The organism is Bosea sp. RAC05, from assembly GCF_001713455.1.
GTDB lineage: Bacteria > Pseudomonadota > Alphaproteobacteria > Rhizobiales > Beijerinckiaceae > Allobosea.
The window spans coordinates 3,489,477-3,506,536 of the sequence record NZ_CP016464.1 but is presented as its reverse complement, the minus strand read 5'-3'; the positions used below and the strand labels follow the sequence as shown (position 1 = coordinate 3,506,536).

Below are 17,060 nucleotides of genomic sequence, written 5' to 3'. Positions count from 1 at the left end.
CTAGAGCACCAGCTCCCAGTTCTGGCCGACGAGGTCCTGGCCGAAGGAGTGGTGCTTCTCTTCGGCGATCAGCCGGAAACCCTCGGCGATGTAGATCGCGCGGGCCGCGTGCAGGATGTCGTTGGTCCAGAGCTGAATGCCGCGGTATCCGGCCGTCCGCGCGAAGCGAATAGCCTCGCGCACCAGTGCCTTGCCGAGCCCGAGCCCGCGCCCCGGACGGTCGACGATAACCATGCGCAGCTTCGCGGTCTCGTCGCTCTCCCGCATCACGAAGGCCGAGCCGAGGATCTGCCCGTCGCGCTCGGCGATCAGTCCCTGTTCCAGGCCGGGGCGGAATTCGCGCAGGAAGCCGGCCGCGATCTCGGCGACGAAGGCCTCGAACTCGATGTCCCAGCCATAATCCTCCGCATAGATCCGGCCATGGGCCGCGATCACCCAGCCGATGTCGCCGGGGCGGTGAGGGCGGATGACAGGCGCGGCGGCCTGTGCCGGCGGGGTGCCCGAGAGCAGGGTCTCGGCTTCGGTCAGCGCCGCCACCAGACGGCCGCGCTGTTCCGCGTCGAGCGTCCGCAGCCGCCCGGCGGCTTCGGCCTGCGAGGCCTCGTCGAGGGGTGCGAAGACGGCGCGCCCGGCCGCGCTCAGGTGCAAGCTCAGGGCGCGACCGTCCGAGGCCGAGCGCTCGCGCTGCAGCCAGCCAGCCGCGGCGAAGCGCTTCAGGATGCGCGAGAGATAGGCGGGGTCGAGCCCGAGCGCCTTCGCCAGGTCCCCCGCCAGCCAGCCGTCGCGCCGGGCGAGTTCGTAGAGCACGCGGGCCTCGGTCAGGGTGAAGCCCGAGCCGTGCAGGCTGCCGCTGAGGGCACCGACGAGGCGGGTGTGGAAGCGGTTGAAGCGGCGCAGCGCCGCGACGGCTCTTTCAAGATCGGACATGGCGACACCCTCCGTCGCTCATCTCTGCCAAGATAATGGACTGAGTCAATTAAATTGGTCGGGCGCCGTTCCCGGTTTCTTGACGGTCCCTTAACCGGGCTCTGGCGGAATCGCCGCCTTCGTCACGCTCCCGGGCCGCTCGCGCATGCAGGTCGATCTTCTGGCCGGAACCACGCATCGTCCCGCCGTGCTGGCGCGGCCGGTGCCGACCATCCTCGTCTTCGATTCCGGGCTGGGCGGGCTGACCGTGCTGGCGCGCGTGGGGGAGGCCTGCCGCGGCGCCGACATCGTCTATGCCGCGGATGATGCCGGCTTTCCCTATGGCCGGCTGGAGGAGGGGGCGCTGGTCGCCCGCGTGCTGGCGGTGATGGAGCGACTGGTCGCTCGCCACCATCCCGATCTCGTGGTGATCGCCTGCAACACCGCCTCGACGCTGGTGCTGCCGGCGCTGCGGGCGCGCTTCGCCATTCCCTTCGTCGGCACCGTGCCGGCGATCAAGCCGGCGGCTGCCGCGACGCGCTCGGGGCTGATCTCGGTGCTGGCGACGCCGGGCACGGTGGCGCGCGACTACACGCGCGGGCTGGTTTCGACCTATGCCGGCGGCTGCAATGTCACGCTGGTCGGTGCGACGGGGCTCGCCGCTTTGGCCGAGGCCGCCTTGAAGGGCGAGCGGGTGGAGGATGATGCCATCGCCGCCGAGATCGCGCCCTGCTTCGTCGAGCGGGGCGGGCGGCGCACCGATGTGGTGACGCTGTCCTGCACGCATTACCCGCTGCTGCTGGAGCCGATGCGGCGCGTCGCGCCCTGGCCGGTGGAGTGGATCGACCCGGCGCCGGCGATCGCGCGGCGCGTCGGGCAATTGCTCGGGACTGATGCCGCCGCCGATCGGGCGGGCGGGCATGAGGCGGTCGCGGTTTTCACCTCGGGCGCCGGGATCACCGGCCCGCTGCGGATCGCGCTGGCGGGCCGCGGGTTGGCCGAGGTGCTGATCGAGCCGATGCCGCTCGTCAGCTGAGGCCAGGCCTCAGGCGAAGCGCGCCGGGGCAAACGGCGTCGGATCGACGAAGACCTTCTGCCCCGTGACCATCTCCGCGATCATACGGCCGGTGACGGCGGCCAGCGTCAGCCCGTGATGCGCATGGCCGAAGGAGAACCAGAGGCCCTTGTGCTTGGGCGCCGGACCGATGATCGGCATCATGTCGGGCGTGCAGGGGCGGCGGCCGAGCCAGGGCTCGGGATCGAGCCGCTCGCCGAGCGGAAAGAGGGTGCGGGCGATCGGCTCGGCGCGCTCGAGCTGGACCGGTGTCTTGGGGGCGTCGCGATCGGCGAATTCGGCGCCGGTGGTCAGGCGGATGCCCTGCTGCATCGGTGCGAGGAAATAGCCGCGCTCGGTGTCGAGCACGGGATGATTGAGCACGGCGTTGCCCTGCGCCTTGTAGTGCATGTGGTAGCCGCGCTTGACCGCCAGCGGCAGATTGTAGCCGAGCCTGCGCGACAGCACGTCCGCCCAGGGGCCGAGCGCCACGACGACGTCGCGGGCCTTGGCCGTGGTGCCATCGGCCAGCTTCACCGTCCACTCCGCGCCGTCCTGGGCGAGCGTGCCGGCATCGCCGAGGGCGAGCCTGCCGCCCAGCGCCTCGAAGCGCGCGACATAGGCCTTGGACAGGCCGAGCGGGTCGATCACCGTGACCGGGTCGGTCCAGTGCAGGCCGCCGATCAGGCTGTCATGGTCGAGATGAGGCTCCTCGGCTCTCAGCGTCGCCATGTCGAGCGGCCTGTAGTTCAGGCCGAAATCGCGGTTCCAGCGCGCGGCCTCGGCCAGGCGCTCGTCCTGCTGGGCGGTGGTGCGGAACACCTTCATCCAGCCCTTGCGGCGCAATAGGCCGGTGGCACCGGCTTCTTCCGCGAGCGCGTCGTGCTCGCTGACGCAATGCTCGATCAGGGTGGCGTATTTGTGCGCGATAGCCTCGTGCTGGGAGGCGCGTGAATGCATCCAGTAGGACCAGAGGAAGGGCGCGAGCTTGGGGATCGCGCTCCAGTGGTAATGCGCGTCGATGGTGTTGTTCATCGCGTAGCGGATCAGCGCGCCGAAATCATGCGGGAAGCCGTAGGGGTAGACGCCCTCGCGCTGGATCAGACCGGCATTGCCGTAGCTGGTTTCCTCGCCCGGCGCGCGCTTGTCGACGAGCAGGACCGAGCGGCCCGCCTTCTGCAGGTGCAGCGCCACGGAAATCCCGACGATGCCTGCACCGAGAACGATCGTATCCGTCGCCATCACCCGCTCCTGCCCGCTCAACCCGCTTGAAAATAGCCGTTTGTGACGCGGTGTCAGCGTCGCGGTGGGTTTTTGCGCGGTTGCGCCTCAAGTTTCGCAAGATTTGCGCCATCGCCTGCATCTGTCCCGGCCAAAGCCGGCAAAGCGGGTCGCCTGCGCAATTTTCTGCCGGCGCAGGGCGGGGCTGTCGCGGCGGCGGGTGACGCGGGCGTCCCGATCGGCCAGTGTCGGCGTCCCTCCGGCCGCTTTTCGAGACTCACGCCTCTCATGCTCATGCGCATCGCCGCTTCACTGGCCGCCAGCCTCGCCTGGCTCGGGCGCTACGGCACGCAGGGCTTTGCGCTGTCGATCTTCCTGGGGCTGGCGCTGCCGCAGTTTTCGGCTGCAGCGCGCCCGCTGCTGCCGGTGACGATCTTCTGCTTCACCACCATCGTCTTCATGCGCGCCGATCTGCGGATCATCGCTGGCCTGCTGCGCAGCCCGGGGCGGCTGATCCTGACCTGCCTGTGGATGGTGGCAGCGCCCGTGGTGCTGATCGGCGGAGCCTTCCTGATCGTGGGGCGTGAGGCGATCGACCCCGGGCTGCTGCTGGGGCTCGCCATCCTGGCCGCCGCGCCGCCGATCATGTCCTCGCCGGCCGTGGCGCTGATCTATGGGTTCGAGCCGTCACTGATCATCGCCGGCGTCATCATCACCACGGTGGCGAGCCCGATCGTGGCGCCGATGCTGGTGGAGCTGCTGGCAGGCGCCGCCGTGCCGCTTGACCGCTGGGTGCTGACGCTGCGGCTCTTGCTCTTCGTCGGTGGTGGCATGGCGGCGGCCGCGATCCTGCGCTGGGCGCTCGGGACTGTCCGCATCCGGGCGATGAAGGCCAATCTCGATGGCTTCGGCGTGCTGATGTATTTCACCTTCGCGATTGCGGCGATGGACGGTGTCACGCAAGCCGCGTTCGACACTCCTTGGCGGGTCAGCGGTTTTCTCGCCTGCGCCTTCGCCGTCTCGATCATCGGGCTGGTCGTCAGCTATCTCGCCCTGCGCTTCCTGCGCCGCTCGGAGCGCTTCATGGTCGGCTACGGCGCGGGCCAGCGGAACATGGGCATGATCGTCGCGGCGCTGGGGGCCGGCGTGCCGCCCTCGACCTTCCTGTTCTTCGCGCTGGCGCAGTTCCCGATCTATCTGATGCCCTGGCTGCTGAGCGGTTTTGCGGCGCGCATCCGCCGGGAGGAGGCTGCTGCTGACGGGGCCTGACGGGCGACCTTGCGAGGGTCGCTCGGTTCCATCGGAGTTGTCCCATGATCACCCTCTACAGCGGCCCGCTCAGCCTGTTCGCCCGCAAGGTCGAGATCGCGCTGCACGAGAAGGGGCTGCCCTTCGAGCGGGTGATGGTCCCCTTCAACCAGACGACCGGCTATGATCCGAAGCATCCGGAGGTGCTGGCGCTCAATCCGAAGGGCCAGGTGCCGGTGCTCAGCGATGCCGGGCTCGTGATCTACGACTCGACGGTGATCATCGAATATCTCGACGAGGCCTATCCCGAGAGTCCGCTCTATCCGGGCAGCCCGGCCGAGCGCGCCCGCTGCCGGCTCGACGAGCTCTTCGCCGACGAGATCCTGCTGCAGGCGCTGAGGCCGCTGATGCACCGCACCGGCCCGCGCCCCGCCGACCCGGCGCGGCGGGCGGCGCAGGATGCGGATGCGCTGATCGCGGAGGAGACGCTCGCCGGCCATCACGCCCGGCTGGAAGAGAGGCTGGCGGGGCGGGCGTTCTTCGGGCCAAGGCTGTGCGCCGCCGACATCGCGCTGTTCATGGGGCTGCTCTTCGGCCGGCGGCTGGGCGGGCCGTCCTTCGCCGGGCATCCCGGCCTGTCCGGCTGGTTCTCGAGGCTGCGCGAGCGGCCGGCCTTCGCGCAGGTGGCCGACGAGATCGTGGAAGCCGACCGGCGGCTCTCCGTGCCGGTCGCGATGCGCTGAGCGTTCCGCCGCCGCGGGACCGGGGCTTCGAATCCGCAATTCCCTTCGCCGGGTCCATGCTTTAAACCGCGCGGCATGAGCGCCCCCATCCGCATCGCCCCCTCGATCCTCTCGGCCGACTTCTCGAAGCTCGGCGAGGAGGTGCGCGCGATCGATGCGGCCGGCGCCGACTGGATCCATTGCGACGTGATGGACGGGCATTTCGTGCCCAACATCACCTTCGGGCCCGATGTGCTGAAGGCGATCCGCCCGCACACGACCAAGTTCTTCGACGTGCATCTGATGATCGCGCCGGTCGACCCTTATGTCGAAGCCTTCGCCAAGGCCGGCGCCGACCTGATCTCCTTCCATGTCGAGGCCGGCCCGCACCCGCACCGGACGCTGCAGGCGATCAGGGCGCAGGGGAAACAGGCCGGCATCGTGCTCAATCCCGGCACGCCGGCCTGCCTGGTCGAGCCGCTGCTCGACGATCTCGACCTGATCCTGCTGATGACGGTCAATCCGGGTTTCGGCGGGCAGAGCTTCATTCATTCCGTGCTGCCGAAGATCGCGCAGGTGAGGGCGCTGATCGGCGAGCGGCCGATTTCGCTGGAGATCGACGGCGGGGCGACGGTCGAGACCGCGCCGCTGGCGGCCAAGGCCGGCGCCGACGTCTTCGTCGCTGGCTCGGCCGTGTTCAAGGGCGGGCCTTCCGCCTATGCCGGCAACATCGCCGCGATCCGTGGGGCGGCTGAGGCCGCTCGCGGGGAGTGGGTTTGAGATTGTAGTTCTGCCCTCATCCTGAGGAGCCGCGCAGCGGCATCTCGAAGGATGCTCCAGGGGGCGCCTTCTGGAGCATCCTTCGAGACGCGCTCCTGCGGAGCGCTCCTCAGGATGAGGGCTCGTGTGATGACAAGGACGAGACGATGATCCCGCGCTATTCCCGCCCCGAGATGGTCGCCATCTGGGAGCCGCAGACGCGGTTCCGGATCTGGTTCGAGATCGAGGCGCATGCCACCGACAAGCTGGCCGAGCTCGGCGTGGTGCCGAAGGAGGCCGCCGCGACGATCTGGGCCAAGGCGAAGGACGCCACCTTCGACGTCGCCCGGATCGACGAGATCGAGCGCGTCACCAAGCACGACGTCATCGCCTTCCTGACGCATCTGGCCGAGATCGTCGGCCCCGAGGCGCGCTTCGTCCACCAGGGCATGACGTCGTCGGACATCCTCGACACGACGCTCTCGGTGCAGCTGGCGCGGGCGACGGATATCCTCATCGGCGATGTCGATGCGCTGCTGGCCGCCATCAAGCGCCGCGCCTTCGAGCACAAGTTCACCCCGACGATCGGCCGCTCGCATGGCATCCATGCCGAGCCGGTGACCTTCGGGCTCAAGCTCGCCCAGGCCTATGCCGAGTTCGATCGCTGCCGGGCCCGGCTCGTGGCGGCGCGTGCGGAGATCGCGACCTGCGCGATCTCGGGTGCGGTCGGCACATTTGCCAACATCGACCCGAGCGTGGAGGCCTATGTCGCCGACAAGATGGGCCTCTCCGTCGAGCCCGTCTCGACGCAGGTGATCCCGCGCGACCGGCATGCGATGTATTTCGCCACGCTGGGCGTCGTCGCCTCAAGCGTCGAGCGGCTGGCGACCGAGATCCGGCATCTCCAGCGCACCGAGGTCTATGAGGCCGAGGAGTTCTTCTCGCCGGGCCAGAAGGGCTCGTCGGCGATGCCGCACAAGCGCAATCCCGTGCTGACCGAGAACCTGACGGGCCTCGCCCGCCTCGTACGCGGCATGGTCGTGCCGGCGCTGGAGAATGTCGCGCTCTGGCATGAGCGCGACATCTCGCACTCTTCGGTCGAGCGCATGATCGGCCCCGACGCTACCGTGACGCTCGATTTCGCCCTGGCGCGGCTGACTGGCGTCGTCGACAAGCTGCTGATCTATCCCGCCAACATGCGCCGCAACCTCGACAAGCTCGGCGGCCTGCACAACTCGCAGCGCGTGCTGCTGGCCCTGACCCAGGCCGGCGCCAGCCGCGAGGACAGCTATGCGATGGTCCAGCGCAACGCGATGCGGACCTGGGAGCATGGCGAGGACTTCCTCACCAACCTCAAGGCCGATGCCGACGTCACCGCGCGGCTCTCGGACGCCGAGCTCGAGGCGATGTTCGACGAGGGCTACCATTTCAAGCATGTCGACACGATCTTCGCCCGGGTGTTCGGGGAGGTCTGAGCACCGATGCGGATTGCGGTCATCGCGGATATCCACGGCAACTTCGACGCGCTCGAAGCGGTGGTCGAGGACCTGGAGCGGACGCGGCCCGATCTCGTCGTCAATCTCGGCGACAGTTTGTCGGGCCCGCTGAAGCCGCGCGAGACGGCCGATCTGCTGATGGCGAAGGACTGGCTGACGGTCCGCGGCAATCACGATCGCTACCTGATCGAGCGGCCGCTCGACCAGCTCGGCGCATCGGACAGGGCGGCGGCCGAGGCGATGGCGCCAGAGCATTTCGACTGGCTGCGGTCGCTGCCGTTCTCCCTGCGGGCGGCCGAGGATGTGATGCTGTTCCATGCGACGCCGGGCGACGACAACACCTATCTGATGGAGCAGGTCCGGGGCGGGCGCTCAGAGATGCGTCCCTCCACGGAGGTGGCGGCCGATCTCGCCGGCATCGAAGCCGGGCTTGTCCTGTGCGGGCATTCGCATATCGCGCGTGTGATGGAGCTTCCCCATGGGAGGTGCGTCTTCAATCCCGGCAGCGTCGGCCAGCCGGCCTATGACGATATCGCCCCCGAGCCGCATGTCATGCAGGCCGAAAGCCCGCATGCGCGCTACGGCCTCGCGGAGCGCGGCCGCGCGGGCTGGCGGTTTTCCTGTATCGCCCTCCGCTACGACTGGCACGCTGCCGCTGCTCTCGCCCGCGCGCGCGGGCGAGCCGACTGGGCGCATGCCCTGTCGACCGGTCTCGCCCTGAAGCCGCACTGATCGAACCATGAAAACCTCCGACACCGACATCCTCATCGTTCCCGGCTGGTCCGGCTCGGGGCCCGATCACTGGCAGAGCCGCTGGGTCGCCAAGCTCTCGACCGCGCGGGTGGTCGAGCAGGAGGACTGGCACACGCCGTCGCGGCTCTGGGCGGAGCGCATCGTTGCGGCGGTGCGGGCGGCGACGCGGCCGGTCGTGCTGGTCGGGCATTCCTGCGGCGTCAGCGCGATCGCGCATGCGGCCGAGCATCTCCACCCCGGCGAGGTGACCGGGGCCTTTCTGGTAGCGCCCGCGGCCGAGCGCGCCAAGCGCGAGCTGCCGGGCATGACGCCGGCCTTCGCCGCGCACCGGCGCGAGACGCTGCCCTTCCGCAGCGTGCTGATCGCCAGCAGCAACGATCCCTACTGCACGCCGGAGGAGGCGCGCGAACTGGCGCAGGCCTGGGGCGCGGAGTTCGTCGACGCCGGCGAGAGCGGGCACCTCAACACCGACTCCGGGCATGGACCCTGGCCCGACGGCCTGCTGCGTTTCGCGGGCTTTCTCAGGAGCTTGACGGCGGTTCCGCAGAAACCGATTCAATCATAGGATCCGGGCGCCGTTGATCTGGCGTCATGCTCGGGCTTGACCCGAGCATCTCTCAACGAGAGGGGCTCCAGTGGTTTGCCAGTCCGAGATTCTCGGGTCTGCGCTTCGCTTCGCCCGAGAATGACGTCCTCGCCCCCAAACCAAAACCGCCCCGGCTTTCACCGGGGCGGTCTCGTTTCAGCCCGTCGGGCGATCAGCTGTCGAGATCAATTCTCGATATAGGTGATCTTGCCGTCGGCGCCCTTCTTCCAGGTGTACATGGTGTAGTCGGGGCGGGTGATGTCGCCCTTCTTGTCGAAGGCGAGATCGCCGATGACGGTCTTGACCGGCGCGCCGCCGCGGAGCGCCTCGGCGACCTTCTTGGGATCGAGCGAGTTCGCGCGCTTGGCGCCTTCGGCCATGACCTGAACGGCGGCGTAGCTGTAAAGGGTGTAGGCCTCGGGCTTGAAGTTCTTGGCCGCGAACTTCTGGACCACCGCGGCGGCCTCCGGGCGCTTCTGCGGGTCCGGCGGGAAGGTCATCAGCGTGCCTTCGACGCCGGGGCCGCCGATCGTGGCGAACTCGTCGGTGGTGATGCCGTCGCCGGAGATCATGACCGCCTTGACGCCCTGGTCGCGCATCTGGCGCACGATCAGGCCGCCTTCGGTGTGCAGGCCGCCCCAGTAGATGTAGTCCGCGCCGACCGCCTTGATCTTCGAGATCAGGGCCGAGAAGTCCTTCTCGCCGGCGTTCACGCCTTCATACAGCACGTCCTTGATGCCGGCCTTGGTCAGGCCCTTGCGGGTCTCGTCGGCGAGGCCCTGGCCATAGGTCGTCTTGTCGTGGATGACCGCGATCTTCTTGTCCTTGAAGTTCTTGGCGATGTAGGCCGCCGCGACCTCGCCCTGCTGGTCGTCGCGGCCGCAGGTGCGGAAGACGTTCCAGAGGCCGCGTTCGGTGATCTTCGGATTGGTGGCCGAAGGCGAGATCATCAGGATGCCGTTCTCGGCATAGACTTCCGAGGCCGGCATGACGACGCCGGAGTTGAAGTGCCCGACGACCCACTTGACGCCGTCGCCGACGAACTTGTTGGCGACCGAGACGCCCTGCTTGGGATCGGAGACGTCGTCGCCGACCGAGAGCACGAGCTTCTGGCCGAGGATGCCGCCGGCGGCGTTGATGTCCTCGACGGCCTGCTCCGTCCCGTTCTTGAGCTGGGCGCCGAAGGCGGCGTTCGGGCCGGTGATCGGGCCGGCGACGCCGATCTTGAGCTGGGCATTGGCCACGCCCGAGAAGGCGAGGACCGCGCCGAGCGCGATGCTGCTCAACAGCAGTTTCTTCATGAGATGCGACTCCCCTGTATTGTCACTATGAACGGGCTGGATTGTCCGCCCGTCTCGGCGCGTGGTGCTACCGTGGAACGCAGTCTTGCGTGTTTTCCACCATCTGTCACGCGTCAAGCTCGATGCCCTTTTCAGGCGAGTTTCTGCGGAATTTCGGCGCCAGCGCGCGGTTTCCAGGTGAACGGGCCGGTCCGCTCGAAGAGCCAGCGATACTGCCGCGTCATCTGCCCGGCGCGGTTGTAGCGCCAGCCGGCGAAGCCGAAGCCCATCAGGATGATGGTGTCGACGATGTAGAAATGCAGCGTCAGCAGCGTCGCCTCGAACAGGGCGAAATGGATGAACCGCACCACCATCCCCAGCACCAGGATGTAGAGCACGAGCTGGACGGTCGGCTTCCAGGTCAGCGCCATGGCCCGGCCCGTCATCCAGGCGAGCCAGCCGCCCATCACCACCGTGACCAGCAGGAACAGCCAGACGGTCGGCTCTTCGTAGAGAATGCCCTGCATGTCAGTGCCTCCCGCCTTCGAGATAGGCGGCGCGAACCTGCGGATTGGCGAGCAGGTCCTTGCCCGAGCCGCTCATGGTGATGACGCCGTTGACCATGACATAGCCGCGATGGGCGAGCTTGAGCGCGTGGAAGGCGTTCTGCTCGACGAGGAAGACGGTCAGCCCCTGCGTCCGGTTGAGTTCGCGGATCGCCTCGAAGATCTGCTTGACGATCAGCGGGGCGAGGCCGAGCGAGGGTTCGTCCAGCAGCAGCAGCTTGGGCCGCGCCATCAGCGCGCGGGCGATCGCCACCATCTGCTGCTCGCCGCCCGAGAGCGTGCCGCCGCGCTGCTGCAGGCGCTCGCGGATGCGCGGGAACAGCGTGCAGATCTGCTCGAGATCCTCGTCGAAATGCGAGAGGTCGCGCAGCGCGGCGCCCATCTGGAGGTTCTCGAAGACGGTCATGCGCGGGAAGATGCGGCGCCCCTCCGGCGACTGGGCGATCCCCAGGCGCGCGATCAGGTGGCTCGGCATCTTCGTGATGTCGCGGCCCTCATAGGTGATCGTGCCCTCGCGGGCCTGCGGATTGCCGAAGATCGTCATCATCAGCGTCGACTTGCCGGCGCCGTTGGCGCCGATCAGCGTGACGATCTCGCCCTGGTGGACGTCCATGTCGACGCCCTTGAGGGCGATGATCTTGCCGTAATAGGTCTTGACGCCGCGCACGCTGAGCAGCGGCTGGCCCTGCGGTTGCGTGGCCAAAGGGGCGGGGTTCTCGGTCTGCAGCATGGCTTCGGTCACGCGATTCCGACCTCCGCTTCGGCGGCCTCGACCTCGTCGTCGTCGACGCCGAGATAGGCCGCGATCACCTTGGGATCGGCCTGCACCTCCGCCGGGGTGCCGTCGGCGATCTTGGTGCCGTAGTCGAGCACAACGACATGGTCCGAAATCTCCATCACCACCGACATGTCGTGCTCGATGAGCAGCAGCGCGGTGCCGATGTCCTGGCGGATCGAGAGCAGCAGCGTGTTGAGGTCATGGCTCTCGCGCGGGTTGAGGCCGGCGGCCGGCTCGTCGAGGCAGAGCAGGACGGGGTCGGTGCACATGGCGCGCGCGATCTCGAGGCGGCGCTGGTCGCCATAGGGCAGGTCGGCGGCGGGGTCGTCGGCGCGGTCGATCAGGTTGATCTTCTCGAGCCAGAACTTGGCCTTCTCGATCGCCTCGTTCTCGCGGGCCTTGTAGCCGCCGACGCCGAGCACGCCGAGGAAGGTGTAGCCAGACGCGATCATCAGCGGGTTGTGCTGCGCGACCAGCAGGTTCTCCAGCACGGTCATGCCGCCGAAGAGGCGGATGTTCTGGAAGGTGCGGGCGACCTTGGCCTTCCAGCTGATCTGGAAGTCCGGCATGCGCTCGAGCAGGAAGCTGGCGCCGGAGTCCTGCGTCAGCGTCATCATGCCTTCGGTCGGCTTGTAGAAGCCGGTGATGCAGTTGAAGACCGTGGTCTTGCCGGCGCCGTTGGGGCCGATCAGGGCGGTGATGTCGCCCTTGCGGGCCTCGAAGGAGAGGTCGTTGACGGCGGTGAGGCCGCCGAAGCGCATGGTGACGTGCTCGACCTGGAGCAGGGGGCGGCCGTGGGCGGGAGCGGCGGTCGTCATCAGCCGTGCCCCTCCTGGACCATGTCGGAGGAGATCGCCTTCTTCTCCTTCAGGAAGGCGGTCGGTTCGCGCGTCGAGATCAGGCCGCGCGGCTTCCAGATCATGATCAGCACCATGGCGAGGCCGAAGATCAGCATGCGGTATTTGGTCGGGTCGAAATCATTGCCGAACACCGCCTTCAGCCAGTCGAGCTCGCGCAGCAGCTCCGTGCCGCCGATCATCACGATCGCGGCGATGGCGCAGCCCCAGAGCGAGCCCATGCCGCCGAGCACCACGATCGCCAGGATCACCGCCGATTCCATGAAGACGAAGGATTCCGGCGAGATGAAGCCCTGGCGGGCCGAGAAGAAGGCGCCGGCGAAGCCGCCGAACATGGCGCCGATCGAGAAGGCGGTGAGCTTGGTCGAGGTCGTGTTGATGCCGAGCGAGCGGCAGGCGATCTCGTCCTCGCGCAACGCCTCCCAGGCGCGCCCGACCGGCAGGCGGCGCAGGCGCAGCGTCACAAAGGCCGTCAGCAGGGCGAGGCACAGGATCAGATAGTAGAGGAAGATCGTGCGGTAGAGCGGGGTGAATTCGAGCCCGAACACGGCGGCGAAGCCGGTGTCGCTGGCGTTGAAGGGGATGCCGAAGAAGGTCGGGCGCGGGATGCCGGAGATGCCGGCATAGCCGCCGGAGAAATCGACCCAGTTGATCAGGACGAGGCGGATGATCTCGCCGAAGGCGAGCGTCACGATCGCCAGATAGTCGCCGCGCAGGCGCAGCACGGGGAAGCCGAGCAGCATGCCCCAGAAGGCGGCGAGGATGCCCGACAGCGGCAGCAGGATCCAGAAGGACAGGCCGAAGTTCTTGGCCAGCAGCGCGTAGGAATAGGCGCCGACGGCATAGAAGGCGACGTAGCCGAGATCGAGCAGGCCGGCGAGGCCGACGACGATGTTCAGCCCCCAGCCGAGCATGACGTAGATCAGGATCTGGATGCCGAAATTGTCGATCCACTTCAGCGCGCCGCCCCAGCCCGCCAGATTGATCGCGATGATCGGGAAGGTGACGAGGAAGCCCAGGCCAAAGAGCGAGAACTTGCGCGAATGGCGCTGGAAGAAGGCGGCGGTGCCCTGCGGCAGGAACCGCACCAGCGATTGCCGGCTGGCCTTGGTCTGCTGGCGCAGCGCGATGACGAAGCGGCCGACGAAGACGATGGCGACCGCCCAGGCGACCGCGTCCCAGCGCGGGTCCAGAACCAGGACGTTGTCCATGTTCTGGCGGGTGCCCCAGGCGATGATCGGGATGCAGAGACCGAACGTCACGAGGGCGGCGAAGGCGGCTTCCTTGAAGGCGGCGTGCCAGTCGCGCTGCGAAGCGGCGGCGGGCGCTGCGGATGGGGTCGCGGGCTTGGCCATGGCTTTTAGACCTTCTCGACTTCGGGACGGCCGAGCAGGCCCGAGGGCATGAAGACCAGCACGATCGCCAGGATGCAGAAAGCGGCGACGTCCTTGTAGTCGATGGTGAAATAGGCCGACCACATCACCTCGATCAGCCCTATCAGCAGGCCGCCGATGACGGCGCCGGGCAGCGAGCCGATGCCGCCGAGCACGGCCGCGGTAAAGGCCTTCACCCCCGGCACGAAGCCGTCATGGAAACTCACCACGCCGTAGAGGACGAGATACATCACGCCGGCCACCGCCGCGAGCGCGGCGCCCATGATGAAGGTGATCGAGATCGTGCGGTCGACGTCGATGCCGAGCAGGGCGGCCATCTTGCGGTCCTGCTCGCAGGCGCGCTGGGCGCGGCCGAGCGGCGTCTTCTGCACGATGTACCAGAAGGCGGCCAGCAGCACCGCGGTCGTCACGATGATGACGATCTGCTTGTAGGAAATCTGGACCGAATAGGTCGCGCTCTCGATCAGCGTGATCGACTTGTTGAGCATCGGCGGCGTCGACTTGTTGCGCGGGCCCTGCACGACCTGGACGAAGTTCATCAGGAAGATCGACATGCCGATCGCCGAGATCAGCGGGGCGAGGCGGAAGGAGCCGCGCAGGGGGCGGTAGGCGACGCGCTCGATCGCCCAGTTCCAGAGCGAGGTGAAGAACATCGCCAGCACCAGCACGACGATCAGCGCGACCACGATCAGCCCGGCCCCGAACCAGGAGGCGATCAGCATGAAGAAGATCAGCGCGATGAAGGCCGAGAGCATGAAAATGTCGCCATGGGCGAAGTTCACCATGCCGATGATGCCGAAGACCATCGTGTAGCCGATGGCGATGAGGCCGTAGATCGACCCCAGGGTCAGCCCGTTGATGAGCTGCTGCAGGAACACTTCCATCGTCGACGCAGACCCCTCGAATGCGCTCCCGTTCTTGAGGGCCGGCATGACACCGGCGCATGCGGGATGCGATCACCATGCAGAGCTACCAACGCCTTGCCGTTTGGACAATCGCGCCCGGCCATAAAACTGTCAAAAGCAATCTGCGGCTGAATGCCTCGCAATTGGGCAGCAAGCTGTGCGGTGGCGCGGGGATTTCACGCAAGATGATTGTGCTTGGGGCAGGGCCTTGGCGGCCTCCGCCGCCGACGGCCTGCAGCTGGGTTGGGGCCGTCCGGCGTTCAGGGGCGATCGGTCACAAGGAAACCATGCGCGAGCGGGTCGCGGTCGTCGATGAAGATCGTGTTGTAGCCGGTCATGCGGGCCCAGCCCTCGATCGAGGGGATGATGCCCTCGAAGGGGCCGACCTGGGCCGTGGCCTCGACGCGGCCGCGGAACATCGTGCCGATGATGCTCTCGTGGACGAAATCGTCGCCGACCTGGAGCTTTCCCTGTGCCGCCCACTGCGCCATGCGCGAGGAGGTGCCGGTGCCGCAGGGCGAGCGGTCGATCGCCTTGTCGCCGTAGAACACGGCGTTGCGGGCATGGGCCTCGGGCTTGGTCGGCGCGCCCGTCCAGAGGATGTGCGAGAGCCCGTTGATCGCCGGGTTCTCGGGGTGGATGAACTGGTACTTGGCGTTCAGCGCAGCGCGCAGCTTCGGGCTCCAGCGCTGGATGTCGGATGGGTTGATGTCGGCAATGTCGCGGAAGGCGTCCTGCGGGTCGACGATCGCATAGAAATTGCCGCCATAGGCGACGTCGACCGTGACCTCGCCGAGTTCCTCGATCTCCGCGGTCAGGCCCGTCGCATGGAGATAGGAGGCGATGTTGGTGATGCGGACATTGTCGACATAGTCGCCATTGCGGGTGTAGCGCGCCGTCACCAGCCCGGCGGGCGTGTCGATCTTCAGCACGCCCTCCTCGCGCGGCGTGACGAGGCCGCGCTCCAGCGCCATCGTCACCGTGCCGATGGTGCCGTGGCCGCACATCGGCAGGCAGCCCGAGGTCTCGATGAAGAGGAAGGCGATGTCGGCGTCGTCGCGCGTCGGCGGGTAGAGGATCGAGCCGGACATGACGTCGTGGCCGCGCGGCTCGAACATCAGCCCGGTGCGGATCCAGTCATATTCCGCCAGGAAATGCGCCCGCTTCTCGACCATGTTGGCGCCCTTGAGCGGCGGGGCGCCGCCCGCGACCATGCGCACCGGGTTGCCGCAGGTGTGGCCGTCGACGCAGAAAAAAGTGTGGGTGCTCATCGGCTTGGCTCGGTCGGTTGGCGGATGGATTCAAAAGCGCTGCGGGCTGAAGGGGGCAAGGTCGATCGCCGGTTCGCGGCCTGCGACCAGCGCCGCCACGAGATCGGCCGTCACGGTCGACTGTGTCATGCCGTAATGGCCGTGGCCAAAGGCGTAGACGACATGCGGGTTGCGGGTCGCCTTGCCGATCACCGGCAGCGAGTCGGGCATGGAGGGCCTGAAGCCCATCCAGAGGGTGCCGGTCTCGAAGGCCGGCAGACCCTCCACGAAGCGGGTGGCCTTGTCGTAGAGGATCTTCGTGCGGGCATGGTTGGGGGCGGCCTCCAGCCCGCCGAACTCGACCGCGCCGCCGATGCGCAGCCCGCTCTGCAGCGGCGTCATCACGAAGCCGTGGCCCTCGAATCCGATCGGGCGCGTCGTCAGCCCGGTGATGCCGGGGAAGCTGACATTGTAGCCGCGCTCGGTGTCGAGCGGCACCGTGTCGCCGAGTGCCGTGGCCAGCGGCTTCGACCAGGCTCCGGCGGCGACGACCGCGCGGTCGACGACGCGCTGGAAGCCGTCGGCACCGATCAGGGCCGGGCGATCGCCGGTCGAGATGTTGGTGATCTCGGCTTTCTCGAAGGTGGCGCCGCGCGCCAGAGCCGTCTCGAACAGCGCCATCGTCAGCTGCAGGGGATCGCTGATATGGGCGGTGTCGGGGTGGAAGGCGGCGCCGACGAAGGCGTCCTTCAGCGCTGGCTCGAACTGGCGCAGTTCCTCGGGGCCGACCATCTCGACCCGGATGCCGAACTCCGCCTGACGCTTGGCGATTCCCGCGGCCTCCTCGAAGGCGCCCCGGTCGGTGAAGGCGTAGAGCCCGCCCTTGTGGTGGATGTGGCTCTCGAGGCCGGCCTGCTGGGCGCGGGCTAGCCAGGCGGGCAAAGCGCGCTGCTGCAGCGCGCCGATGCCCTGGATCGACTTCTCATAGGCCTGCGGCCGCGCCGCCAGCACGAAACGCAGCAGCCAGGGCAGGAGTTTTGGGAAATAGGCGGGGCGGATCGCCAGCGGCCCCAGCGGGTCGAGCAGGAATTTCGGCACCTGCCTGAGGATCTTGGGGCTGGCGATCGGCAGGATGTCGGTATGGGCCATCCAGCCGGCATTGCCGCGCGAGGGGCCGAAGCCCGGCCCCTCCTTGTCGAGGATCAGGACCTCGTGGCCCTCGTCGAGCAGGGCGTGGGCGATGGCGCAGCCGACGATGCCGGCCCCGATGATGGCGATCTTCATG

The 17,060-nt window shown here is 67.8% G+C and carries 16 protein-coding genes and 1 pseudogene; 7 read left to right on the top strand and 10 right to left on the bottom strand.

Features of this window, described 5'->3' with window-relative positions; translation table 11 throughout:
* A complete protein-coding gene (locus tag BSY19_RS20115; RefSeq protein WP_069055685.1) occupies window positions 1–927 on the bottom strand; it encodes a bifunctional helix-turn-helix transcriptional regulator/GNAT family N-acetyltransferase in 927 nt (308 codons plus the stop codon).
* 145 nt (window positions 928–1,072) lie between these two features.
* Between BSY19_RS20115 and murI the strand changes: the two genes are divergently transcribed.
* Complete coding sequence (gene murI / locus BSY19_RS20110) at window positions 1,073–1,942, top strand: glutamate racemase (protein WP_069055684.1); 870 nt, start codon at window positions 1,073–1,075, stop codon at window positions 1,940–1,942.
* A 9-nt stretch (window positions 1,943–1,951) separates the two neighbouring features.
* Here murI and BSY19_RS20105 read toward each other — a convergent pair whose 3' ends face one another.
* Window positions 1,952–3,202: an NAD(P)/FAD-dependent oxidoreductase gene (locus BSY19_RS20105; RefSeq protein ID WP_069055683.1), complete on the bottom strand. Its 1,251-nt coding sequence runs from the start codon at window positions 3,200–3,202 to the stop codon at window positions 1,952–1,954.
* 267 nt (window positions 3,203–3,469) lie between these two features.
* Between BSY19_RS20105 and BSY19_RS20100 the strand changes: the two genes are divergently transcribed.
* The 6 genes from BSY19_RS20100 to BSY19_RS20075 all read left to right on the top strand — a co-directional run bounded on the left by BSY19_RS20100 (window position 3,470) and on the right by BSY19_RS20075 (window position 8,724).
* Entirely contained in the window at window positions 3,470–4,450 is a 981-nt protein-coding gene (locus BSY19_RS20100; RefSeq protein WP_069055682.1) for a hypothetical protein, read from the top strand.
* Window positions 4,451–4,494: 44 nt separating this feature from the next.
* A complete protein-coding gene (locus BSY19_RS20095) occupies window positions 4,495–5,172 on the top strand; it encodes a glutathione S-transferase family protein (RefSeq protein WP_069055681.1) in 678 nt (225 codons plus the stop codon).
* A gap of 75 nt (window positions 5,173–5,247) precedes the next feature.
* The gene (rpe, locus tag BSY19_RS20090; protein ID WP_069055680.1) at window positions 5,248–5,931 is read left to right on the top strand and encodes a ribulose-phosphate 3-epimerase; all 684 of its coding nucleotides are present in this window, start codon (window positions 5,248–5,250) and stop codon (window positions 5,929–5,931) included.
* Window positions 5,932–6,077: 146 nt separating this feature from the next.
* Window positions 6,078–7,385 carry an adenylosuccinate lyase gene (gene purB, locus BSY19_RS20085; protein ID WP_069055679.1) on the top strand — a complete coding sequence of 436 codons (1,308 nt, stop codon included), beginning with the start codon at window positions 6,078–6,080 and terminating at the stop codon, window positions 7,383–7,385.
* A gap of 6 nt (window positions 7,386–7,391) precedes the next feature.
* Window positions 7,392–8,138: a metallophosphoesterase family protein gene (locus BSY19_RS20080; protein WP_069055678.1), complete on the top strand. Its 747-nt coding sequence runs from the start codon at window positions 7,392–7,394 to the stop codon at window positions 8,136–8,138.
* A gap of 7 nt (window positions 8,139–8,145) precedes the next feature.
* On the top strand, window positions 8,146–8,724 hold the full coding sequence (locus BSY19_RS20075) for an RBBP9/YdeN family alpha/beta hydrolase (protein WP_069055677.1): 579 nt from the start codon (window positions 8,146–8,148) through the stop codon (window positions 8,722–8,724).
* A 206-nt stretch (window positions 8,725–8,930) separates the two neighbouring features.
* On the opposite strand, the gene BSY19_RS20070 is transcribed toward BSY19_RS20075, so the two are convergent.
* The 8 genes and pseudogenes from BSY19_RS20070 to BSY19_RS20035 all read right to left on the bottom strand — a co-directional run bounded on the left by BSY19_RS20070 (window position 8,931) and on the right by BSY19_RS20035 (window position 17,059).
* The gene (locus BSY19_RS20070) at window positions 8,931–10,046 is read right to left on the bottom strand and encodes a branched-chain amino acid ABC transporter substrate-binding protein (RefSeq protein WP_069055676.1); all 1,116 of its coding nucleotides are present in this window, start codon (window positions 10,044–10,046) and stop codon (window positions 8,931–8,933) included.
* A gap of 131 nt (window positions 10,047–10,177) precedes the next feature.
* Window positions 10,178–10,552: a DUF6867 family protein gene (locus BSY19_RS20065; RefSeq protein WP_069055675.1), complete on the bottom strand. Its 375-nt coding sequence runs from the start codon at window positions 10,550–10,552 to the stop codon at window positions 10,178–10,180.
* Window position 10,553: 1 nt separating this feature from the next.
* On the bottom strand, window positions 10,554–11,321 hold the full coding sequence (locus BSY19_RS20060; protein ID WP_069057267.1) for an ABC transporter ATP-binding protein: 768 nt from the start codon (window positions 11,319–11,321) through the stop codon (window positions 10,554–10,556).
* A gap of 41 nt (window positions 11,322–11,362) precedes the next feature.
* Window positions 11,363–12,187, bottom strand: a pseudogene (locus tag BSY19_RS20055) (ABC transporter ATP-binding protein); the annotation flags it as partial.
* Window positions 12,187–13,581 carry a high-affinity branched-chain amino acid ABC transporter permease LivM gene (gene livM / locus BSY19_RS20050; RefSeq protein WP_069055673.1) on the bottom strand — a complete coding sequence of 465 codons (1,395 nt, stop codon included), beginning with the start codon at window positions 13,579–13,581 and terminating at the stop codon, window positions 12,187–12,189. The gene livM and the pseudogene BSY19_RS20055, both read right to left, overlap by 1 nt.
* A gap of 5 nt (window positions 13,582–13,586) precedes the next feature.
* Window positions 13,587–14,504 carry a branched-chain amino acid ABC transporter permease gene (locus BSY19_RS20045; RefSeq protein WP_069057266.1) on the bottom strand — a complete coding sequence of 306 codons (918 nt, stop codon included), beginning with the start codon at window positions 14,502–14,504 and terminating at the stop codon, window positions 13,587–13,589.
* 281 nt (window positions 14,505–14,785) lie between these two features.
* Window positions 14,786–15,796 carry a 4-hydroxyproline epimerase gene (locus BSY19_RS20040; protein WP_069055672.1) on the bottom strand — a complete coding sequence of 337 codons (1,011 nt, stop codon included), beginning with the start codon at window positions 15,794–15,796 and terminating at the stop codon, window positions 14,786–14,788.
* 30 nt (window positions 15,797–15,826) lie between these two features.
* The gene (locus BSY19_RS20035) at window positions 15,827–17,059 is read right to left on the bottom strand and encodes an NAD(P)/FAD-dependent oxidoreductase (RefSeq protein ID WP_069055671.1); all 1,233 of its coding nucleotides are present in this window, start codon (window positions 17,057–17,059) and stop codon (window positions 15,827–15,829) included.
* Window position 17,060 lies beyond the last annotated feature (1 nt).

Coding starts and splice junctions, on each gene's coding strand:
- livM (WP_069055673.1), bottom strand. CDS start 13,581: ATGGCCAAGCCCGCGACCCCATCCGCAGCGCCCGCCGCCGCTTCGCAG.
- BSY19_RS20075 (WP_069055677.1), top strand. CDS start 8,146: ATGAAAACCTCCGACACCGACATCCTCATCGTTCCCGGCTGGTCCGGC.
- purB (WP_069055679.1), top strand. CDS start 6,078: ATGATCCCGCGCTATTCCCGCCCCGAGATGGTCGCCATCTGGGAGCCG.
- murI (WP_069055684.1), top strand. CDS start 1,073: ATGCAGGTCGATCTTCTGGCCGGAACCACGCATCGTCCCGCCGTGCTG.
- BSY19_RS20070 (WP_069055676.1), bottom strand. CDS start 10,046: ATGAAGAAACTGCTGTTGAGCAGCATCGCGCTCGGCGCGGTCCTCGCC.
- BSY19_RS20115 (WP_069055685.1), bottom strand. CDS start 927: ATGTCCGATCTTGAAAGAGCCGTCGCGGCGCTGCGCCGCTTCAACCGC.
- BSY19_RS20065 (WP_069055675.1), bottom strand. CDS start 10,552: ATGCAGGGCATTCTCTACGAAGAGCCGACCGTCTGGCTGTTCCTGCTG.
- BSY19_RS20060 (WP_069057267.1), bottom strand. CDS start 11,321: ATGCTGCAGACCGAGAACCCCGCCCCTTTGGCCACGCAACCGCAGGGC.
- rpe (WP_069055680.1), top strand. CDS start 5,248: ATGAGCGCCCCCATCCGCATCGCCCCCTCGATCCTCTCGGCCGACTTC.
- BSY19_RS20105 (WP_069055683.1), bottom strand. CDS start 3,202: ATGGCGACGGATACGATCGTTCTCGGTGCAGGCATCGTCGGGATTTCC.
- BSY19_RS20095 (WP_069055681.1), top strand. CDS start 4,495: ATGATCACCCTCTACAGCGGCCCGCTCAGCCTGTTCGCCCGCAAGGTC.
- BSY19_RS20100 (WP_069055682.1), top strand. CDS start 3,470: ATGCTCATGCGCATCGCCGCTTCACTGGCCGCCAGCCTCGCCTGGCTC.
- BSY19_RS20035 (WP_069055671.1), bottom strand. CDS start 17,059: ATGAAGATCGCCATCATCGGGGCCGGCATCGTCGGCTGCGCCATCGCC.
- BSY19_RS20080 (WP_069055678.1), top strand. CDS start 7,392: ATGCGGATTGCGGTCATCGCGGATATCCACGGCAACTTCGACGCGCTC.
- BSY19_RS20045 (WP_069057266.1), bottom strand. CDS start 14,504: ATGGAAGTGTTCCTGCAGCAGCTCATCAACGGGCTGACCCTGGGGTCG.
- BSY19_RS20040 (WP_069055672.1), bottom strand. CDS start 15,796: ATGAGCACCCACACTTTTTTCTGCGTCGACGGCCACACCTGCGGCAAC.